Annotated in this window: 18 protein-coding genes; 4 read left to right on the top strand and 14 right to left on the bottom strand. The window is 73.1% G+C overall.

What is annotated here, in order from left to right:
• The first annotated feature begins 19 nt into the window (after positions 1-19).
• Together C3V38_RS11535 and C3V38_RS11530 are read left to right on the top strand one after the other, a co-directional pair.
• Positions 20-1,249 (top strand): XdhC family protein, encoded by a 1,230-nt coding sequence (locus C3V38_RS11535; RefSeq protein ID WP_371412119.1) that lies wholly within the window; start codon positions 20-22, stop codon positions 1,247-1,249.
• Entirely contained in the window at positions 1,246-1,779 is a 534-nt protein-coding gene (locus C3V38_RS11530) for an NTP transferase domain-containing protein (protein WP_007629887.1), read from the top strand. The genes C3V38_RS11535 and C3V38_RS11530 overlap by 4 nt, the downstream gene beginning before the upstream one ends.
• 60 nt (positions 1,780-1,839) lie before the next feature.
• Here the strand turns inward: C3V38_RS11530 and C3V38_RS11525 are convergent, their stop codons facing one another.
• The 3 genes from C3V38_RS11525 to C3V38_RS11515 are packed head-to-tail and all read right to left on the bottom strand — an operon-like array spanning position 1,840 to position 5,500.
• Positions 1,840-3,942 (bottom strand): xanthine dehydrogenase family protein molybdopterin-binding subunit, encoded by a 2,103-nt coding sequence (locus tag C3V38_RS11525; protein WP_061228499.1) that lies wholly within the window; start codon positions 3,940-3,942, stop codon positions 1,840-1,842.
• Positions 3,939-4,970 carry a xanthine dehydrogenase family protein subunit M gene (locus C3V38_RS11520; RefSeq protein WP_061228498.1) on the bottom strand — a complete coding sequence of 344 codons (1,032 nt, stop codon included), beginning with the start codon at positions 4,968-4,970 and terminating at the stop codon, positions 3,939-3,941. The genes C3V38_RS11525 and C3V38_RS11520 overlap by 4 nt, the downstream gene beginning before the upstream one ends.
• A complete protein-coding gene (locus tag C3V38_RS11515; protein WP_007629892.1) occupies positions 4,967-5,500 on the bottom strand; it encodes a (2Fe-2S)-binding protein in 534 nt (177 codons plus the stop codon). The genes C3V38_RS11520 and C3V38_RS11515 overlap by 4 nt, the downstream gene beginning before the upstream one ends.
• A 146-nt stretch (positions 5,501-5,646) precedes the next feature.
• On the opposite strand from C3V38_RS11515, the gene C3V38_RS11510 reads away from it, so the two are divergent.
• Positions 5,647-7,302: an ATP-dependent DNA helicase RecQ gene (locus C3V38_RS11510; RefSeq protein ID WP_106385813.1), complete on the top strand. Its 1,656-nt coding sequence runs from the start codon at positions 5,647-5,649 to the stop codon at positions 7,300-7,302.
• Here C3V38_RS11510 and C3V38_RS11505 read toward each other — a convergent pair.
• The 11 genes from C3V38_RS11505 to C3V38_RS11455 all read right to left on the bottom strand — a co-directional run bounded on the left by C3V38_RS11505 (position 7,289) and on the right by C3V38_RS11455 (position 17,270).
• A complete protein-coding gene (locus tag C3V38_RS11505; protein WP_254425967.1) occupies positions 7,289-8,728 on the bottom strand; it encodes a ComEC/Rec2 family competence protein in 1,440 nt (479 codons plus the stop codon). The genes C3V38_RS11510 and C3V38_RS11505 overlap by 14 nt on opposite strands.
• Positions 8,725-9,726 (bottom strand): ComEA family DNA-binding protein, encoded by a 1,002-nt coding sequence (locus C3V38_RS11500; RefSeq protein ID WP_106385812.1) that lies wholly within the window; start codon positions 9,724-9,726, stop codon positions 8,725-8,727. The genes C3V38_RS11505 and C3V38_RS11500 overlap by 4 nt, the downstream gene beginning before the upstream one ends.
• Before the next feature lie 51 nt (positions 9,727-9,777).
• On the bottom strand, positions 9,778-10,608 hold the full coding sequence (locus tag C3V38_RS11495) for a DegV family protein (RefSeq protein WP_061228495.1): 831 nt from the start codon (positions 10,606-10,608) through the stop codon (positions 9,778-9,780).
• Entirely contained in the window at positions 10,605-11,303 is a 699-nt protein-coding gene (locus C3V38_RS11490; protein WP_061228494.1) for a histidine phosphatase family protein, read from the bottom strand. Before C3V38_RS11490 ends, C3V38_RS11495 begins: the two co-directional genes overlap by 4 nt.
• Before the next feature lie 8 nt (positions 11,304-11,311).
• The gene (rsfS, locus tag C3V38_RS11485) at positions 11,312-11,755 is read right to left on the bottom strand and encodes a ribosome silencing factor (RefSeq protein WP_061228493.1); all 444 of its coding nucleotides are present in this window, start codon (positions 11,753-11,755) and stop codon (positions 11,312-11,314) included.
• Positions 11,752-12,468 carry a nicotinate-nucleotide adenylyltransferase gene (gene nadD / locus C3V38_RS11480; protein ID WP_061228515.1) on the bottom strand — a complete coding sequence of 239 codons (717 nt, stop codon included), beginning with the start codon at positions 12,466-12,468 and terminating at the stop codon, positions 11,752-11,754. Before nadD ends, rsfS begins: the two co-directional genes overlap by 4 nt.
• 65 nt (positions 12,469-12,533) lie before the next feature.
• Positions 12,534-13,964 (bottom strand): VWA domain-containing protein, encoded by a 1,431-nt coding sequence (locus C3V38_RS11475; protein ID WP_106385811.1) that lies wholly within the window; start codon positions 13,962-13,964, stop codon positions 12,534-12,536.
• Positions 13,965-14,000: 36 nt separating this feature from the next.
• On the bottom strand, positions 14,001-14,882 hold the full coding sequence (locus C3V38_RS11470; RefSeq protein ID WP_007626940.1) for a MoxR family ATPase: 882 nt from the start codon (positions 14,880-14,882) through the stop codon (positions 14,001-14,003).
• A gap of 70 nt (positions 14,883-14,952) precedes the next feature.
• Positions 14,953-16,257: a glutamate-5-semialdehyde dehydrogenase gene (locus tag C3V38_RS11465; protein ID WP_106386471.1), complete on the bottom strand. Its 1,305-nt coding sequence runs from the start codon at positions 16,255-16,257 to the stop codon at positions 14,953-14,955.
• A gap of 69 nt (positions 16,258-16,326) precedes the next feature.
• Complete coding sequence (locus C3V38_RS11460) at positions 16,327-16,938, bottom strand: class I SAM-dependent methyltransferase (RefSeq protein WP_106385810.1); 612 nt, start codon at positions 16,936-16,938, stop codon at positions 16,327-16,329.
• A complete protein-coding gene (locus C3V38_RS11455; RefSeq protein WP_254425966.1) occupies positions 16,860-17,270 on the bottom strand; it encodes a serine hydrolase domain-containing protein in 411 nt (136 codons plus the stop codon). Before C3V38_RS11455 ends, C3V38_RS11460 begins: the two co-directional genes overlap by 79 nt.
• Positions 17,271-17,340: 70 nt before the next feature.
• Here C3V38_RS11455 and C3V38_RS11450 point away from each other — a divergent pair, with 70 nt between their 5' ends.
• The gene (locus C3V38_RS11450) at positions 17,341-19,518 is read left to right on the top strand and encodes a RecQ family ATP-dependent DNA helicase (protein WP_106385808.1); all 2,178 of its coding nucleotides are present in this window, start codon (positions 17,341-17,343) and stop codon (positions 19,516-19,518) included.
• Positions 19,519-19,624 lie beyond the last annotated feature (106 nt).

Here is a 19,624-nt window from a genome sequence, read left to right as displayed (position 1 = left end):
CCGGTCAGCGGAGGCGTCGGTGGATGCGTCGGTGGAGGCGTCGGTGGCCCGGCCGTGGCCCGGGCAGCGGATGCGGCGGGGCGCGGTGCCCGCGATACTGGTCGGCGTGGATCCCGTGCTCGACGCCGTGCGGCGGTGGCGCCGCGAACGAACGCCGTGCGCCCTAGCCCGGGTCGTGCACACCGGGGGGTCGGCGCCCCTGCCGGCGGGCGCCGCGATGGCGGTCGCCGGCACCGGCGACGTCGTCGGCGGGGTCTCGGGCGGCTGCGTGGACGGGACCGTGTTCGAACTGTGTCGGCAGGTCCTCGACGACGGTCGCCCCGCGCTTGCCCGGTTCGACGGGTCCGACGGCTCCCCGCTCTCGGAGGGGCCGACGTGCGGCGGGACGTCGGAGGTCTTCGTCCAACCCGTCGACGCCGCGGGCCACGCGCTGCTGGGCCGTCTCGACGAGATGCTGCGCGGCCGCGAACCCGTCGTCCTCGCGACCGCTCTGACCGGCGACCGCGCCGGCGCCCACCTGCTCGTCGGAGCCGACGGCGCAGAGGGCTCCCTCGGGGACGATGACCTCGACCGGCGCGTCGCCCGCCTGGCGGCCGGGCACCTCGGCCGGGCCGGCGCGGTCACGGTCGACATCGACGGCCGCGACGGCCCCGACCGGGCTGACCGCCCAGACGAGGCCGGCCACCCCGACGGCCGCGACGGGGAGAGCGACCGGGTGGCCCGGGTCCTGCTGCACTCCTTCGCCGCCCCCGCCCTGCTGATCTTCGGCGCCAGCGCGTTCGGCGAGGCCTTGAGCCGAGCCGGCGCGATGCTCGGGTACCGGGTGGTGGTCTGCGACGCCCGGCCCGCGCTGAACCGGCCGGAACGGTTCCCCGACGCCCACGAGGTCGTCACCCGCTGGCCGCACGACCACCTGGCCTCCGTGCCGGTCGACGAGACCACCGCCATCTGCGTGCTCACCCACGACCACAAGTTCGACATCCCGCTCCTGAGTGCCGCCCTGCGCGGCCGCGCGGGATACGTCGGTGCGATGGGTAGCCGACGCGTCCACGCCGAGCGCCTGGAGTTGCTGCGGGCCGAGGGCCTCACCGAGAGCGAGCTGGCGCGACTGCGCTCCCCCATCGGCCTGGACCTCGGTGCGCGCACCGCCGAGGAGACGGCCCTGTCGATCGCCGCCGAACTCGTCGCGCACCGGCGCGGCGGCTCCGGCGCCCCGCTGTCCGGGCTCGACGTGGCGATCCACCGGTGACCGGGCTCGTCCTCGCGGCCGGGGCCGGCCGACGGTTCGGCCGCCCCAAGGCCCCGGTCGAGTTCGACGGCACGCGGCTCGTCGATCGCGCCGTGGCCCTGCTCCGCGAAGGCGGTTGCGATCGCGTCGTCGTGGTCAGCGGCGCGGTCGAGCTCGCCGTACCGGGCGCCGAGGTGGTGCCGAATCCGCTGTGGGAGACAGGGATGGGATCGTCGCTCCGCGCCGGTCTCACGGCGATCGGCGAGGACGACGTCGTGGTGGTGCCCGTGGACATGCCCTGGCTCGGTGCGGAGGCGGTCCGGCGCGTCGCCGCCGCCGGATCCTCGCTGGCGGTCGCGACCTACGGCGGGATCCGCGCCCATCCGGTCCTCCTGGGCGCCGACCACCACGCGGGCGTCATCGACTCCGCGTCCGGCGACGCCGGGGCCCGCCACTACCTGCGGGCGCACTCCCACCTGGTCGCGGAGGTCCCCTGCGACGACACGGGGTCCCCGCGCGACGTCGACCGGCCGGAGGACCTGCGTCCCTGACCGGCGACCACCGCGGCCGCCGCGCCCGGTCATCCCCCGGGCCGGCGGCCGCCGCGGCGCCTACTGATCGACAGGCAGGTGCTCCAGGAGCGCGTCGGCGTGGACGGGGAGGTCGCGGATGCGTGCACCGGTGGCGTTATGGATCGCGTTGACCACGGCGGCCGCGCTGCCGACGTTGCCGATCTCCCCCGCCCCGCGCGTGCCCATCGGGGTCGCGAACTCGTCGACCTCGTCCAGCCAGACCGCGTCGATGTCGGTGGCGTCGGCATGGGTGGGTACGTGGTAGTCCGCGAGGTTCTGGGTGACGACGTGGCCGAACCGGGTGTCGCGGACGCTCTGCTCGTGCAGCGCCATGGACAGCCCGAAGGTCATGCCGCCGATGAACTGCGACCGCACGGTACGGGGATTGACGACCCGGCCGATCGAGAACACGCCGAGCATCCGCGGCACCCGGATCTCGCCGGTGTCGGCGTCCACGCGAGCCTCTACGAAGTGGGCGCCGAACGAGATCGCGCGATAGCGCTCGAGCTCGGGGTTGTCGCCGGCGGCGGCGGTGGTCTCCGCACCCGCCGGCGGGTCGTCGCCGTACCGCGTCCGGAACCGCCCGGCCGCGGCGAAGATGGCCGACCCCCACGACGAGATGCCGGATGAGCCGCCGGCGACCGTGGCGTACGGCAGGGCGGTGTCGCCGATCTCCAGGGTGATGGCCTCGGCGGGGACCCCGAGGGCGTCCGCGGCGACCAGGGTGAGCGCGGTCCACGTGCCGGTGCCGATGTCCACGGCGCCGACCTGCACGCGGTAGCGGCCACCGCCCTCGGCACGGATCGTGGCCTGCGACCCGGACTGCACCATGTGCGGGTACGCGGCGCTGGCGACGCCGTAGCCGACCATCCAGCGACCGTCCCGGCGGGACGCCGGAGTCGCGGGCCGCTCGGACCACCCGAAGCGATCAGCGCCCTCGCGCAGGCAGTCGACCAGACGCCGCGAGGACCACGGCCTCCCGGACTCGGGGTCCGTCTCCGGGTCGTTGCGCACCCGCAACTCGATCGGGTCCAGCCCGCATGCCTCGGCCAGCTCGTCCATCGCGACCTCGGCGGCGAACGCCCCCGGAGCCTCGCCCGGCGCCCGCATCCAGTACGGGGCCGGCACGTCCAGAGGGACGGCGTGATGGAAGGTCCGCCGGTTGGGCGCGGCGTACATCGAACGCGACGGCACGGCGGCCTGCTCGACGAACTCCTTGACCCGCGAACTCTGCGACCACGCCTCGTGACCGATCGCGGTGAGGCGCCCGTCCGCGTCGGAGGCCAGCCGGATCCGCGAGACCGTCCGCGGGCGGTAGCCCACGAAGACGAACATCTGCTGCCGGGTCACCGCGTACTTGATGAGCCGACCCGGCAGGTGCATGGCCCCCAACGCCACCAGCACGTCGTGGGCGTGCGGCGCGCCCTTGGAACCGAACCCGCCGCCGACGTGTGGGGCGATCACCCGGATCTGCTCGGTCTCCAGCCCGAGGACGGGCGCGAGCGTGGAGACCACGCCGTGCGGGGACTGTGTGGAGTCGTACATGGTCAGCAACGGGCCGTCGGGGTCCCAGTGCGCCGAGACGGCGTGCGGCTCCATCGGGTTGTTGTGCTCCTCCGGCGTGGAGTAGCTCTGATCCACCACGTGGCCATGCGTCTGCGCGCGGGCGAGCGACGGCCCCATCTCGCCGGTCGAGGACGCGGGCTCGTAGCCGCCGTTGACCACCTCGGGCTCGTAGACGTCCGGGTGGTCGGTGCGGAAGCCGACGTCGTGGGGCTGCTGGTCGTACTCCACCCGCACCAGCGACTGCGCCCACCGGGCCGCCTCCGCCGTCTCGGCCAGGACGAGACCGATCGGCTGGCCGCGGTAGAGCACGTCGGTGTCCTGGCAGATCACGTACTCGCGCTCGGAGGTGTCGGCCAGCCGCGGCGCGTTCCACGGCGTGAGGACGGCGAGCACCCCGGGCTGCGACTCGGCCTCGGAGGTGTCCATCGAGGTGACGGAGCCGCGCGCGATGGTGGAGGTGACCGGGTGGAGGAACACGGGCTCGCCGGGCCCGGTGTGCTCGAAGGCGTACTGCGCGGTCCCGGTGACCTTCGCGGGCCCGTCGAGCCGCGGGGTCGAGGTGCCGATGGCGCTCATCGCGGACCCTCCTCTCCGGTGACGCCCGCGCGCCTGCCCGCGGCCTCCGCGGCAAGGTCGCGCAGGACGGCGATGATGGTCCGCCGTAGCAGCGGGACCTTGAGTTCGGCGCCCTCTACGGGCGTCGCGTCCGCGAGTTCGGCGTCCGCCGCCTCGGCGAACGCGGAGGTCGAGACGGCGCGCCCGACGAGCAGCTCCTCGGCCCTGGCCGCCCGCCACGGCTTGTGCGCCACCCCGCCGCACGCGATCCGGACGCCGGTGATCACCTCGTCGTCGTCGATCTCCAGGTGCGCGGCGACGGAGACAAGCGCGAACGCGAACGACGCCCGGTCGCGGACCTTCCGGTAGGTCGAGACGGCGCCGGTCAACGGCGGCGGTAGCTCCACCGCGACCACCAGTTCGTCTCGCTCGAGGACCGTGTCGAGATGCGGCCGGTCCCCCGGCAGGCGGTGGAAGTCGGCCGCCGGTATCCGGCGCTCCCCGCCGGGCCCGAGGGCCACCACCGTCGCGTCGAGCACGGCCAGCGCGACGGCCATGTCGGAGGGGTGGGTGGCGATGCAATCGTCAGAGTGACCGAACACAGCGTGGTAGCGGGTGTACCCACCGATCGCGGAGCACCCACTGCCGGGCTCGCGCTTGTTGCACGGGGTAGTGACGTCCTGGAAGTAGACGCAGCGGGTGCGTTGGAGGAGGTTGCCGCCGGTCGTGGCCAGATTGCGGAGCTGCGGCGAGGCCGCCGAGAGCAGCGCCCGGCTCAGCACCGGGTAATCCCTGCGGATGAGCGGGTGCCCGGCCAGGTCGGCGTTGCGCACGTTGGTGCCGATCCGCACCCCGTCCCCGTCCAGTGGGTCGACGGTGTCCAACGGGAGCCGGGACACGTCCACGATGACGTCCGGGGTCGCCACCCCGAGCTTCATCAGGTCGACCAGGTTGGTGCCGCCGGCCAGCGGTCTCGCACCCTCGTGCTCGCTCAGCAGCGCGACGGCCGCGTCGGCGTCCTCCGGGCGCTCGTAGCGGAACGGTCTCATGGTCGGGCCCCTTCCCGGTCGGCGGGCGCAGAGTCCCGGACCTGCCGGATCGCGGCGACGATGTTCGGGTACGCCGCGCACCGACACAGATTGCCGCTCATCCGTTCCCTGATCTCCTCGTCGGTCAGCTCGACCTCGGCGTCGAGGTCCTCCGTGACGTGGCTCGGGGTGCCCTGTCCGGCCTCGTCGAGCATCCCCACGACGCTGCACACCTGCCCGGGTGTGCAGTACCCGCACTGGAACGCGTCGGTGTCGACGAACGCCTGCTGGACCGGATGGAGCCCGTCCTCGGACAATCCGGCCGCCGTGACGACGTCCCGGCCGTCCTGTGCCACCGCCAGGGACAGGCACGAGGTGACCCGGCGGTCGTCGACCAGCACGGTGCACGAACCGCATTGGCCGTGGTCGCACCCCTTCTTGGGCGAGTAGTTGCCGATCCGATCGCGCAGCGCGTCCAGCAGCGTGGTCCGCGTGTCCACCGTGACCTCGTGCTGCGCGCCGTCGACCCGAAGCGTGATGCGCATCTCCATGAGCCGACTGTAAGTGCGCCCGTGGGGTGGGCGCGACCGGTCGGCGGGAGCCGCGCGCGGTGGCCGATGCCCGGCCTGCGCTTACCCTCGGGGGTCCGGGACCATCCCACCGCGGGCCGCCCGACCGCGACGGAGAGGACGCACACGTGACTACGACGCAGGCCGAGCCCACCGATCCCCTCGAGGTGGCGGAGCGCGTCTTCGGATGGGACGAACTGCGGCCGCCGCAGGCCGAGGCGATCCGGGCGGCGGTGAGCGGCCGCGATGTGCTGGCCGTCCTGCCCACCGGTTACGGCAAGTCGGCGATCTACCAGCTCGCCGGGATCATGGCGGAGGGTCCGTGCATCGTGGTCTCCCCTCTCATCGCGTTGCAGACCGACCAGTGCGAGGGGCTCAACGAGCTCGCTGACGACGCTCCCACCCGATCGCTGGCGATCAACTCCTCGATGGGCGCGCGGGCGCAGGCCGAGGCGTGGGACGACGTCGTCGCCGGGCGCGTCGACTTCGTGTTCCTCACCCCCGAGCAGTTGGCCAAGGCCGAAGTCCTCGACCGCCTCCGCCAGGCGGGCCCGAGCTTCCTCGTCGTGGACGAGGCGCACTGCGTGTCCGCCTGGGGGCACGACTTCCGTCCCGACTACCTCCGCCTCGACACCGCACGTCACCGGATGGGGTCACCGACCGTCATCGCGCTCACCGCGACCGCCTCGACACCGGTGCGGGAGGAGATCCTCGACCGCTTGGCCATGTCCGACGCGCTCGTGCTCGCCGGCGGCTTCGACCGGTCGGAGTTGCACCTCGCCGTGCGGCGCCACGTGGAGGACGACGACAAGAAGGACGCGGTCGTGGAGCGGACCGTCGAACTGGTCGGTCCCGGGCTCGTCTACACGGCGACCCGCAAGGCCACCGAGGACTACGCGGCTCGCATCGCCGAGCGCTCGGCCGCCGCGGACCGTCCGTTGAGGGTCCGCGCCTATCACGCCGGGCAGAAGGCGGCGGAGCGCGAGGAGACGCTGGGCGCCTTCCTCGACGGTCACCTCGACGTGGTGGTGGCGACGAACGCGTTCGGGATGGGCATCGACAAGGAGGACGTACGGTTCGTCCTCCACGCCGACATCCCCGACTCGCTTGACACCTATTACCAGGAGGCCGGGCGCGCCGGACGCGACGGCGAGCCGGCCACCATCGAACTGCACTACCGCAGCGAGGACCTCGGCCTCCGCAGCTTCTTCTCGTCTCACAGCGCGGACGAGGAGGTGATCCGAGCCGTCGTCCGTCACCTGCGCCGAGCGGACGGGCCGGTGCGACTGAGCAAGCTGAAGAAGGCCGTCGACGCGGGCGGGAAGCGTGTCACGGGCGCGGTCAACCTGCTCGAGGCGGCCGGCCTGCTCTCCTCCGGCAGGAAGGGGCTCGAGCTCGTCGAGGACGTGCGTCCCAAGGAAGCGGTGCGCCGCGCGGAGGAGATGTCCGAGACGCTCGAGAGAATCGATCGCTCCCGGATCGAGATGATGCGCGGGTACGCGGAGACCGACGGGTGTCGACGCCAGTTCCTGCTCGGATACTTCGGTGACGAGCTCGCCGATCCCTGCGGGAACTGCGACACCTGCGACGCCGGAACGGCCGTGGACATCACTCATGATGCGGCGGACTTTCCTCTCCAGTCCGCGGTGGTCCACCGGGAGTGGGGGTCGGGGATCGTCATGAGTGTCGATGACGACCGCCTCACCGTGTTCTTCGAGGAGCAGGGGTACCGGACGCTGTCCCTGGATCTCGTCCGTGAGCAGGAGCTGCTCACGCGGGCGTGACCGTCGGCGAGCCGGGCAGGCCGGCAGCGACGCCGGCGACGGTGTCGAGCCACCACAGCGCGGGCGCGCACGCCGCGGCCAGCGCCACGGCCCCGCCCTGCCACAGCGGGCCGAGCGCGGCGGCCGCGGTGCCCAGCACCGTCACGACCGGCACCGCGGGGGCGACCGCGATGTTCGCGGGTAGCGCCCACGGCCCGGACCCGAGCCCGGAGGCCACGAGGATCGGGAGCGTGGCCACGTGCGCGACCAGGCAGACCGCCAGGACGTCGGCGGCGGGGCCGGGAATCCACGGTCGGCGGAGCCGCTGGGCCACTGGTCTCGCGGCCACCACCAGCGCGGCCGTCGCGGACACCGACAGAACGAAACCCGCCCCCGTCGCCGTCGCGGGGTCGAGGAGTGCGACGAGGAGGACGATCGCCGCCAGCGCCGCCAGGGGCCTACCTGTGCGGCGCGCGCCCAGTGCGGCCAGGCCGATCGCCCCCGTCCCCGCCGCGCGCAGCACGGCCGGCTCCGGGCCGACCACCGCGACGAACCCGGCCAATGCGAGGGCCGCGGCCAGGAGGCGACCACGACGACCGACACCTGCCGCGGCGGCCGCGAGCAGCACCGCTCCGACGACGTAGGTCGTGTTGGCGCCCGAGACGGCGGCGAGATGCGCGAGCCCGGACGCGCGGAACTCGTCCCGTGTCTCGACCGACACGCCGCTCTCGTCGCCGAGTACGAACGAGGGCAGCAGGCCCGCGGACCCGGCGGGCAGGGCCCGGTCGGACACCTCGCGGAAACGGTGCCGTACCGCCGCCGGGACCCGCCCGCTCCAGCCCGGAGGACCGGTGATCCGGGGTGGCGCGAGAGCCCGGAGGCCCGGCGGCTCGCCGACCGATCGGGGCTCCAGCACCGTCACCGAAGTGGTGACCCGGGTCCCCGGCGGCAGGCCCCGCCAGCCCTCCCGCGCGAGGAGCACCACGTCGAGCTCGCCGCGGCGCGCCGCGGTGCCCGTCCCGGTGGCCTCGACCCGCACGGGCACCATGACCCCGCCGCTGCGGACCGGCCTGTCGAACCCGGTCACCACCGCCTCCACGCCGGTGCGGGCACCCACCAGATCGACCAGCGGGTGCGCGGCCAGCGCGTACGTCCGCGCCGCCTGGGCCCCCGCCGCGACCGCACCGACCGCGCACGCCAACGCCACCACCCCGAGTGCGACGCGGTCGGTCCTCGATCGGCCGCCCGCGCCCGTCGACCACGCCGCGGACACCACGGCGGCGGCCAGCAGCACCACCGCGAGGGCGGCCGCGACAGCGGGGCGGAGGGCGACAGTCGCAGCGGTGGCGACGAACACCGCGAGCATGGGCACCACCAGCCGCAGGTCGCGGGCCGCCGGCATCCCAGGCGCCGCGTGGGCCGGCGCCCGAGGCTGCGGATCGGTCACACCGTCACCAGGGGGCGCAACTTCGCCAGCGTCGCCGGGCCTATCCCGTCGACCTCGACCAACTGGTCGACGCTGGTGAACACGCCGTTGGCCGACCGCCACGCGAGGATCGCCGAGGCGGTGACCGGCCCGACCCCGGGCAGGGACTCCAGGGCGGCGGCGTCAGCGGTGTTGAGATCGACCGGCCCGGCACCCGCTCCGGCGGGTGCCGGCGCGGGAGCTCCGGCCGCCGGGGCGCCCGGGGCGGCGGGGAGTTGGGCGGGGCCGGGACCGACGATGTCGCTCCGCGGCCCCCTCGGCCCGTCGGGCCCGGGGGCCAGACCGACGAGGATCTGCTCGCCGTCGGCGACCCTGCGCGCGAGGTTGAGCCCCTCCCGGTCCCCGCCCTCGAGGACACCGCCGGCACTGTCGAGTGCGTCGGCGACCCGGGCGCCGGGCGTGAGGGTGACCAGCCCACTGCGCCCGACCAGGCCGACCACGGAGACGACGAGTGGGCCTTCCGCGGCGTCCGGGCCGGCTCCCGCGGCCGCCCCCGCGGCCGCCGTCGCGGCCGCCGTCGCGGACGTGGTCGGCGCGGACGGCGTGGGGGCCGGGCCGCCGCCCACCGACTTCGCGTCCGACGCCGCCAGCGGCAGCTCGGGAACGGGCGGACCCGCGGGGACGGCGGCGAGCAGCCGGTGCACGGAGAACGCCCCGAGGGCGAGGACCACGACCACCAGCGCGACTCCCGCGAGACGATCGGGTGCCCATCTGATGCGGGCCCACCACGGCGGGTCGGCCCATGCGGCGATGTCCGGGTCCTCGGCGGGGACGCGCTCCGGCCGGGCTCCGTCCGGATCGGGTTCCGCCCACGGAACCCGGGCCGACTCCGCGACCGCCGGCTCACAATTCCGACCGACCGGCTCTGGCGCGAGCGCACCGGCCAGTCGCTGTAACGCGGCCGCCCGCGCCGGGTCCCGCTCGGGATCGGCGGGACGGGCCCGGGTCTCGGTTCGCATGGGCGCGACGCTAGACCGGCACCCGCCCCCATCCGCTCCGGAACGCGGTCCTCAGTCCGCGTCCTGTGGAGAGGGGGACGGGATGGGGAATTCGGTGTCCACGAGGTCTGTCACCGACACCCCCACTGTTCCCGGGCCCAGATGCCACGCGAGGACCTCGTCGAATTCGACGATGATGACGCGTTCCGGGAACGGGGTCTGCTTGCGGATCTCCGAGGCCATCTCCCCGGCCCGTTCCGCCGCCTCATGGTGGTGGATGACGACCAGGACGTCACCGCGGGCGAGGTCGTCGCGAAGCAGCGCGCGGAGGCGTTCATGGGCCTTCGTGGTGGTGCGCGCCTTCGCGGCGAGGTCAACCGATCCCGACCGCAGGACGATCACCGGACGCATCGCCAGCGCGCTGCCGAAGATCGCGGCCAGGGCGCTGATCCGGCCGCCCCGCCGTAGGTATTCGAGCGACTCGAGGGCGGCGTAGGTCGAGGCGCCCCGGCACAGACGCGCGGCGAGGTCGTAGGTCGCCGACAGCCCGAGCCCGTTGTTCGCGGCCCACGCGCACTGGGCGACCGCGGCGCCGAAGGCCATCCCCGCCCCCCGGGAGTCGGAGACGAGGACACGGCCGCCGAAGCGGGTGGCGGCGTCGCTGGCCGACTGCCAGGTCCGCGACAGTTCCTTGGACAGGTGCACCGAGACGACGCCCGTGCAGTCCGGGTCGGCGAGGAGGTCGGCATAGTTGGCCGCGAGTTCGTCTGGGGTCACCGCTGCGGTGGAGACGGCCTTGTCGTCCTCCTGCACGACGTGCAGCGGCACGACCGTGATGCCGAAGTCGCGGACCCACGCGGCTGGCAGGTCCGCGCAGGAGTCGGTGACCAGTCGGACCGTCACGGGGCGTCCACCGGCGGTGTGATCCCCGCGTTCCACTGGTCCAGGCGCCACAGCAGGGCCCGAGCCGCGTCAGTGGTGGGCGCGACCTCCGGTTCGGCGTGCGACTCGTCCGGATTCGCGGTGCGCGGGTGGGCGGACAACTGCACCCAGCAGGTGTTGCCGAGCCCGTTGAACATCGGGTAGTGCTCCACGGGCAGTTCGAGCAGTGCCCCGGTCAGCGCCGCGATGGCGCCTCCGTGCGCGACGATCACGGCCGGGTGCTCCCCCCACTCCGGCGACGACTCGACGAGCTCGTCGACGACCTCGCGGGTACGACGCGCCACCTCGATGCGGCTCTCCCCGTTCGGCGGTGACCAGCGCGGACTGCTGCGCCAGCGCAGTCGCGCGCCCGGCCACTGCTCGTCGACCTCGGAGTGGCTCATCCCCTGCCAGGTCCCCAGGTTCGTCTCGCGCAGCCGCGGGTCGGTGACGACGTCCAGTCCCACCTCGGACGCCAGCGCCTTCGCCGTCTCGTGCGCACGCTGAAGATCCGAGGACAAGATCGTCCACGGCCGTCGGGGCGCCAACGCCCGGCCGACGGCGTGCGCCTGCCGGACCCCGAGCTCACTGAGTTCGGTGTCCAACTGCCCCTGCATCCGCAGCGAGGCGTTGTAATGCGTCTGGCCGTGACGCAGCAGGATGAGACGTCGGGTCACCGAGGAGTTCAGAGCTCCTGATCCCGCTGTGGCTCCTCCGGGGCGAGCGAGTCATCGGCCCCGCCGGCGGCGGTATCCGAGCGCCGCGACGTCTCGACGCCCTCGATCTCCACGACGGGGCAGTCCTTCCACAACCGGTCGAGCGAGTAGTAGTCGCGCTCGTCGACATGCTGGACGTGCACGACGAGCTCGTTGTAGTCGAGCAGGGCCCACCGACCCTCGCGGGTGCCCTCACGGCGCAGTGGCTTGTGTCCGGCCTCGCGGAGCTTGTCCTCGATCTCCTCGACGACGGAGTTCACCTGACGCTCGTTGTCCGCGGACGCCAGGACGAAGCAGTCGGTGATGACGAGTTGGTCGGAGACGTCGATGACGACGATGTCGGTCGCCAGCTTGTCATCTGCGGCGCGGGCGGCGACGGCGGCCATCTCCACGGCCTCGGGGCTTGCGGTCACAGGGGGTTCTCCTCGGGGTGCGAATCGATGGGGACGGGGACCCGGTGCACCGGGGCCGTCGCTACTGGGGTGCCGTCCAGGCGGGTGGAGCCCTCCGGCCGGTAAAGGTTGCGCTTGGCGATGTACTGCACGACGCCGTCGGGTACGAGGTACCAGACGGGGGCGCCGTCGGCCGCACGGCGGCGGCACTCGGTGGACGAGATCGCCAGGGCGGGGATCTCGAGCAGGTAGACCCGCCCGTTCTCGATCTCGGTGAGATGGGTGTCGGACAACTCGAAACCGGGACGGGAGACGCCGACGAACGTGGCGAGTTCGAACATCTCCTCCCAGCCGCGCCAGGTCAGAATCTTCTCCAACGCGTCAGCGCCGGTGATGAAGAACAGCTCGGTCTCCGGGTGCTGACGGAGCAGATCCTTGAGGGTGTCGACCGTGTAGGTCGGCCCCCGGCGGTCGATGTCCACGCGGCTGACAGAGAAGCGCGGATTAGAGGCCGTCGCGATGACGGTCATGAGATAGCGGTCCTCGGCCGGGGACACCTCCCGAGTGCGCTTCTGCCACGGCTCACCCGTGGGGACGAACACGACGTCGTCGAGATCGAACCGATGAGCCACCTCGCTGGCCGCCACGAGGTGACCGTGATGGATCGGGTCGAAGGTTCCGCCCATCACTCCGATGCGGCGCCGCGAGCCGTCGGCGGTTCCCGTCGTGGTCATGGTCACCGAGTCTATCGGGCCGGGGTGCCGCGTACTCGTCTGCCGCTCCCCGCCGCCCCGGACGCTCACACGGGCAGCAGGCTGGATACGACCGCCGTGAGCTGCTCGACGTTGCGGCACTCGTGCATCGGCACGTACTGGGAGTACAACTTGGCGGCCGAGTCGCCGGTCCCCCACTGCCGCCGTGGTTCCGGGTTCAGCCAGTGGGTGTGTCCGACCCGCTCGCTGACGAACTCCAGCGCCCCGACCGCGGGATCGCGGTAGTTGTTGCGGCCATCGCCCAGGATGAGCAGCGAACCCGTCCTCGTCAGCGTATGGGCGTACCGGTCGGCGAATCCCTCGAGAGCGTGCCCGTAGTCGGAGTGCCCGTCATAGGTGATGATCTCGGCCTCGCGCACCATCCTGCTCATCGCCGTGCCGAGGTCGGAACCCGATTCGAAGAACGAGGTCACCTCGTCGGTGGTGTCGACGAAGGCGAAGACACGCACCCGGGAGAACTGCTCGCGGAGCGAGTGCACCAGCTGGAGGGTGAAGTGGCTGAAACCAGCGACCGACCCGGACACGTCGCACAGCACCACCAGCTCGGGGCGGGCCGGGCGTGGCTTGCGCAGAACCAGCTCGACCGGGACCCCTCCCGTGGACATCGACCGACGCATGGTCTTGCGCATGTCGATAGCACCGTGCCGGTGGCGGCGCCGCCGCGCGGCCAGGCGACTCCCGAGCTGGCGCGCCAGTGGCCCGACCCTCCGACGGAGCGCCTGCAGATCCTGGTCGTTGGCGCGCAGGAAGTCGACCTGCTCGGCCGCCGGGCCGACCGCGTACTGGGCCACCCGATCCCGCCCCACGGTCTCAGCGGTGCGGCGACGCGTCTCGTCGGCGACCTCGCGCAGGAACCCACGCACCAGGTCCGCCGCGGCGTTGGCGGCCGCGCTCTTCTCCGCGTGCCGCTTGGAACCGTCGGGGTCGAAGGGATCCGCGCCGAGCAGCCCGTCGAGGATCCTCTGCATGATCGAGTTCGTGTCCAGCGGGCTCAATGCCTGGTAGGCGGAGTAGCGCGGGCCGTTCACCGAGTCGTACGAGCCCAGCTGTTCCACGAGGAGTTCGGCGAGCGCCCGGGCCTTGGCGCGCGACTCGTCGGTGTCCTCGAGAAGCAGCGAGGCGATGAGCTCGTTGAGGGCGTCGGGATCCACCTTGCCGTCATCGTCGGTCGGGATCTCCACCTCGAGCGTCACCGCGTCGCCCGCGGCGTGACCCCCGACGGCGGTCGGGAACCACAGATCGAAGAGCTGGTCGAACACCCCGCGGTGCGTGGGCTTGTGCAGGATCGTCGAGGCCAGCGCCTCGCGCAGAGCGGCGCGGTCGAGCAGGTCGACGTGCACCATCGCCGAGGCCGCGTCGACCGCCTCGCTGGGCCCGACAGGGATGCCCTTGCGGCGCAGTGCGTCGACGAAGTCGACGAGGTGGCCGGACAGACCGCCCGGACTCTTCTGGGTCATCGCCCCCGCCCCCCGATCATCTCGAGCGTCCGCACGCTAGTTCAGCCGCAGCTCGGCGGCCGCACGCAGCTGGTCGGACTGGTGCTTGAGGACCACGCCGAGGGTCTGCAGGACGGTCTCGTCGTCGATCGTGTCCAGGCCCAGCGCCACGAGCGTGCGGCCCCAGTCGATCGTCTCCGACACGCTCGGCACCTTCTTCAGCGCCATGGCGCGCAGCACCCCCACGACGCGCACGAGCTGTTCGGCCAGCCGGTCGTCCAGCTCGGGAACCCGGGACGCGAGGATCTTTCGCTCGAGCTCCGGCGTCGGGAAGTCCAGGTGCAGGTAGAGGCAGCGACGCTTGAGCGCCTCGGACAGCTCGCGGGCGGCGTTGGAGGTCAGCACGGCGAAGGGCCGGCGGGTCGCCTCGATCGTCCCCAGCTCGGGGATGGTCACCGCGAAGTCACTGAGCACCTCCAGCAGCAGGCCCTCGATCTCGATGTCCGCCTTGTCCACCTCGTCGACCAGCAGCACGGTGGGCTCACTGCGCCGGATCGCGGTGAGCAGCGGTCGCGACAGGAGGAATTCCTCGGAGAACACGTCATCGCGCGTGGAATCCCAGCCCTCGCCCTGCCCGGCCTGTATCCGCAGGATCTGCTTGGCGTGGTTCCATTCGTAGAGCGCACGGGCCTCGTCGACGCCCTCGTAGCACTGCAGCCGGATGAGTTCGGCCTCGGTGGCGGCGGCGACGGCCTTGGCCAGCTCCGTCTTGCCGACGCCCGCCGGGCCCTCGATGAGCAGCGGCTTGCCCAGCCGGTCGGCGAGGTAGACGACCGTCGCGGTCGACCGGTCGGCCAGGTACCCCTGCTCGCCGAGGGCGTCGATGACGTGGTCGATGCTCTCGAACGCAGGTCGTTGTCCGGTGCGGGCTCGGTCCATGGGGCGGGTCCTCTCGGTGGGGTGATCTGGTGCGAACCGCGCGGGTGCGGCCTGCTCGGGCGCGGGTGCCTTACGGCCGCACGTGCCCCTTGCCGTGGGCGATCCACTTCGTGCTGGTGAGCTCCTCGAGCCCCATGGGGCCGCGGGCGTGGAGCTTCTGCGTGGAGATACCGATCTCGGCCCCGAAGCCGAACATCTCCCCGTCGGTCCAGGCGGTGGAGGCGTTGACCATCACCGCCGCCGCGTCGACGCGGGCGCAGAACTCGTCGGCCACGTCGATGCTGCGGGTGGAGATGGCCTCGGTGTGGCCCGACGACCAGCGGGCGATGTGCTCGATCGCCTCCTCGACGCCGTCGACGACCTTGAGGGCGATGTCCATGCTGAGGTACTCCTCGCCCCAGTCAACGTCATCGGCGGGGACGAGGCCCTCGCGGTCCCCGTGAACGGTGACCCCGGCCGTTCGGAGGGCGCCGACGACGCGGTCCACGGCGGCGTCGCCCAGGGCGGCGTCGAGCAGCACCGTCTCGGTGGCGTTGCAGACGCTGCAGCGGCGGGTCTTGCCGTTGAGCAGGAGGCTGATCGCCTCGTCGAGGTCGGCGTCCCCGTGGATGTAGAGGTGGCAGTTGCCGGTGCCGGTCTCGATGGCGGGGACCTTGGAGTTCTCCACCACGGCCTGGATGAGGCCCGCGCCTCCCCGGGGGATCACGACGTCGACGAGGCCGCGCGCCTGGATGAGGTGGGTGACCGACGAGCGGTCCTCCGAGGGGAGCAGTTGCGCGGCGTCGACGGGCAGGTCGTGCTCGGCGAGCACCCCGCGCAGCACCTCGACGAGCGCCTCATTGGAGTTGCGTGCCGAGCGGGAGCCGCGGAGGAGCGCCGCGTTGCCCGACTTGAAGGCCAGACCGAACGCGTCGACGGTCACGTTGGGACGCCCTTCGTAGATCATCCCCACTACGCCCAGCGGCACGCGGACCTGACGGAGCTGGAGTCCGTTGGGCCGGGTCGACCCGCGGGTGACGGTCCCGATCGGGTCCGCCAGACCGGCGACCTGACGCAGGCCGCCGGCAATGCCCTCGATTCGGTCGCCGGTCAGGCGGAGCCGGTCGAGCATGGCCTCTCCGGTACCGGCCTCGATCTGCTCGGCGATGTCCGCCGCGTTGGCCTCGAGGATCGTCGACTCCGCCGCCACGAGAGCATCGGCCGCGGCGAGCAGCATCGCGTTCTTCCGGTCGGCAGTCAGCAGCGCCAGCTCGCGCGAGGCGGCGCGGGCACGACGGGCGGCGCCGTGGACGGCGTCGCGCACCGGGTCTGCGGCCGGCCGATCAGCGTCCGTCTGGCCGGCGAGGTCGGGGGCGTCGACGTGGCTGGTGGTCATGCGGGCCAGCTTACCGATCGGTGGCTCGCCGACGGCGCAGGTGACAGACGCGCGCACCTGCACGGACCCCTACGCGCGCACGAGTACCGCGACCATGAAGCCGCTGTCGTCGTCGAAAGGCCGCAGGTCCCAGGTCGACCACCGCTGCTCGACCCGCAGTCCCGCGCGTTCGGCGTCGAGGTCGAACTCTTCCCGCGTCCAGCCGCGGTCGAGCCCGAATCCCACGACAAGCCTGCCGGGCTGCCCGTCGGTGGACTCCGATGCCGGGGCCAGCCGGTCGGCGAGGTTGGATAGAACGGCACCGCGGTCGGCAGGGTCGACGAAGGCGAGGACGTTGCCGGCCGACACCGCCAGGTCGAAGGGGCCGGCGGCCCAGCCGTCGACGGCGAGGTCGGCGACCTCCCAGGTGGCGTCGGGGCACTGTTCGCGCGCCCGGTCGACGAGGTAGGGGTCGATGTCGACGCCGGTGACCCGGTGGCCGCGGGCGTGGAGGTAGACGCCCATCCGTCCCTGGCCGCAGCCCACGTCGAGGACGCGCGCTCCGCGCGGCGCCATGGCGTCGGCGAGACGCGCCTCGCCGTCGATGTCGACGCCCTCGGCGATCATGTCGTCCCAGCGCCGCGCGTATCGCCGCGAGTGCTCGGGGTCGGCCTCCACGATCTTTCTCCATGTCTGCGCCATGCGGTCCAGTATGGCCGCCGCGGTGCGGCGCTGCCGAGGGCGGTGACGACGGCGACGCCGTCGGGGAGCAACTCGCGGACCGGGGTGTCGAGCCGCCACCGACCGCGCACGACGCCGTCCGCGAGCAGCAGCGTGGTGAACGTCTTGGTGATGGAGCCGATCTCGAACAGCGAGTGCGCGTCGGGGGCCCGTCCCCGCCCCGTGTCGCCGCGCGCGGCGACGTGGGTGCCCCCGGGCGGCCCGGCGGCGACGACCACCCCCACCCGCCGGTGTGCCAGCTGCTCCGCCGCCTGCTCGACCTGTCCCGCGATGCCCCGCCCGTCGCTCGTCACGGCCACCAGTTGACGCCGGTCGGGGTCGGCGCCGCACCCTCGTGTCGTAGTGGTGGGGCACGATGGGCCCATGATCTCGCCGGCGGACCGTCCTCATTCCGACAGCCCGACCGAATCGGATCCCGCGTCCCTGCGGGCGCGGGCCGATGAACTGCTGGGGGCCCTGGCGGGGCCGGGCGCCAGGCTGCGCGAGGACCAGTGGACCGCGATCGAGGCGCTGGTGGCCGACCGTCGGCGCGCACTGGTGGTCCAACGCACCGGCTGGGGCAAGTCAGCGGTGTACTTCATCGCCGCGCGGCTGCTCCGCGAGCTCGGTTCCGGTCCCACGGTGATCGTCTCGCCGCTGTTGGCGCTCATGCGCAACCAGGTCGAGGCGGCGGCCCGGGCCGGGGTGCGGGCGGCGACCATCAACTCGGCCAACATGACCGAGTGGGACGAGGTGCGCGCGTCCGTCCGGGCAGGCGAGGTGGACGTGCTGCTGGTGAGCCCCGAGCGGCTGAACAACCCGGATTTCCGCGACACCGTGCTGCCGGCGCTCGCGGCGGACGCCGGGCTGGTCGTGGTCGACGAGGCCCACTGCGTCTCCGACTGGGGGCACGATTTCCGGCCCGACTACCGCCGGATCCGCACCCTCCTCGCCGACCTGCCGGAGGGGGTGCCGGTCCTTGCCACCACGGCCACGGCCAACGACCGCGTGGTGCGCGACGTCGCCCAGCAGCTCGGCGTCGGCGTGAGCGGCCTCGCGGAGCAGGCTCCGGCCGCTGACGACTCCGCCGCCACGGACACCCTCGTCCTCCGCGGCGGGCTGGACCGTGAGTCGCTCCGACTGTCGGTGGTGGCGATCGACGACTCCGAGACGCGCGCGGCGTGGCTGGTCGAGAACCTCGACTCGCTGCCGGGTAGCGGGATCGTCTACTGCCTCACCGTCGCCGCCGCCGAGGACATGTCCGAGCTGCTCACCTCGGCCGGGCACCGCGTCAGCGCGTACACGGGGCGTACCGACTCCGGCGAGCGGGAGGAACTCGAGCGCGCCCTCCTGGACAACGAGGTCAAGGCGCTGGTCGCCACCTCCGCGCTGGGTATGGGTTTCGATAAGCCGGACCTGGGCTTCGTCGTCCACCTGGGGGCGCCGCCCTCCCCCATCTCCTACTACCAGCAGATCGGCCGCGCAGGGCGCGCGGCCGACAGAGCCGAGGTCGTCCTGCTCCCGGGGCCGGAGGACCGCGCGATCTGGAACCACTTCGCGTCGCTGGCCTTCCCGCCGGAGGACGTCGTGCGGCGGGTCCTCGACGCGCTGGAGCCCGACCGTCCGCAGTCGACGCAGGCTCTGGAGCCGGCCGTGGATCTCGGCCGGACGCGGCTGGAGATGGTGCTCAAGGTCCTCGACGTGGACGGCGCGGTCCAACGGGTGCGCGGCGGCTGGGTCTCCACCGGGCGGCCGTGGCACTACGACGCCGAGCGCTACGCGGGTCTGGCGGAGGCGCGGCAGGCCGAGCAGCAGGCGATGATCGCCTACGAGCGCACCGACTCCTGCCGCATGGAGTTCCTGCGCGCGCAGCTCGACGACCCCACCCTCGACCCGGCGTCGCCCGGTTGCGGGCGCTGCGACAACTGCACCGGCGAGCGCCGCACCTCGGACGTCGATTCCGGCGCGCTGACCCGGGCCCGCGAGGCGCTGGAGCGGCCCGGCGTGGTACTGCCGCCCCGCCGGCAGTGGCCCACGGGCCTGGCCAAGCTCGACGTGCCGCTCAAGGGCAAGATCACCGACGGTCCCGCCGAGGGCCGGGCCCTCGCGCGTCTCACCGACCTCGGTCTGGGACAGAAGCTGCGGGCGCTGCTCGCCGAGCCCGATCAGGACGCGCCCGAGTGGCTGGCCCGCGCCTGCGTGCCGGTCCTGCGCGAGTGGGGCTGGACCGAGCGGCCCACCGGGGTCGTCGCCCTGGTCACCGGGGAGCACCCGCAGCTCGTCGGGGGCCTCGCCGACGCGCTGGCGCGGATGGGGCGCATGGAGCCGCTCGGCGAGCTCACCCGCGACCCGGCGCTGCCGCCGGTGACCGCGCAGAACTCGGCCTACCGCGTGGCGCAGCTATGGGGCACGTTCTCCGGCCCTGCCACGCCCCCGAACGGGCCGGTCCTGCTGGTCACCGACGTGCTCGGCACGGGCTGGACGGTCACCGAGGCGGCGCGCCACCTGCGGGAGTCCGGGGCCTCCGCGGTCCTGCCCCTGGCCGTCGTCACCGCGGGTTAGGCGACCGCCGGTGGTCGACAGGGTGGGCGCCGGCATGGAATCGTCGAAGCATGGTCACTTCGACGAGACTGTCTCCTACGGCTCGGCCGGACTCCTCCACGACCCG

Origin of the sequence: Dietzia sp. oral taxon 368 (genome assembly GCF_002999155.1) — a bacterium.
Taxonomy (GTDB): domain Bacteria; phylum Actinomycetota; class Actinomycetes; order Mycobacteriales; family Mycobacteriaceae; genus Dietzia; species Dietzia cinnamea.
The sequence above is the reverse complement of the archived record's forward strand: the minus strand, read 5'-3'. Positions and strand labels throughout refer to the sequence as shown.

Coding starts and splice junctions, on each gene's coding strand:
- C3V38_RS11450 (WP_106385808.1), top strand. CDS start 17,341: ATGATCTCGCCGGCGGACCGTCCTCATTCCGACAGCCCGACCGAATCG.
- C3V38_RS11520 (WP_061228498.1), bottom strand. CDS start 4,970: ATGAGACCGTTCCGCTACGAGCGCCCGGAGGACGCCGACGCGGCCGTC.
- C3V38_RS11515 (WP_007629892.1), bottom strand. CDS start 5,500: ATGGAGATGCGCATCACGCTTCGGGTCGACGGCGCGCAGCACGAGGTC.
- C3V38_RS11500 (WP_106385812.1), bottom strand. CDS start 9,726: ATGCGAACCGAGACCCGGGCCCGTCCCGCCGATCCCGAGCGGGACCCG.
- C3V38_RS11460 (WP_106385810.1), bottom strand. CDS start 16,938: ATGGCGCAGACATGGAGAAAGATCGTGGAGGCCGACCCCGAGCACTCG.
- C3V38_RS11475 (WP_106385811.1), bottom strand. CDS start 13,964: ATGACCCAGAAGAGTCCGGGCGGTCTGTCCGGCCACCTCGTCGACTTC.
- C3V38_RS11525 (WP_061228499.1), bottom strand. CDS start 3,942: ATGAGCGCCATCGGCACCTCGACCCCGCGGCTCGACGGGCCCGCGAAG.
- C3V38_RS11470 (WP_007626940.1), bottom strand. CDS start 14,882: ATGGACCGAGCCCGCACCGGACAACGACCTGCGTTCGAGAGCATCGAC.
- nadD (WP_061228515.1), bottom strand. CDS start 12,468: ATGACCACGACGGGAACCGCCGACGGCTCGCGGCGCCGCATCGGAGTG.
- C3V38_RS11465 (WP_106386471.1), bottom strand. CDS start 16,257: ATGACCACCAGCCACGTCGACGCCCCCGACCTCGCCGGCCAGACGGAC.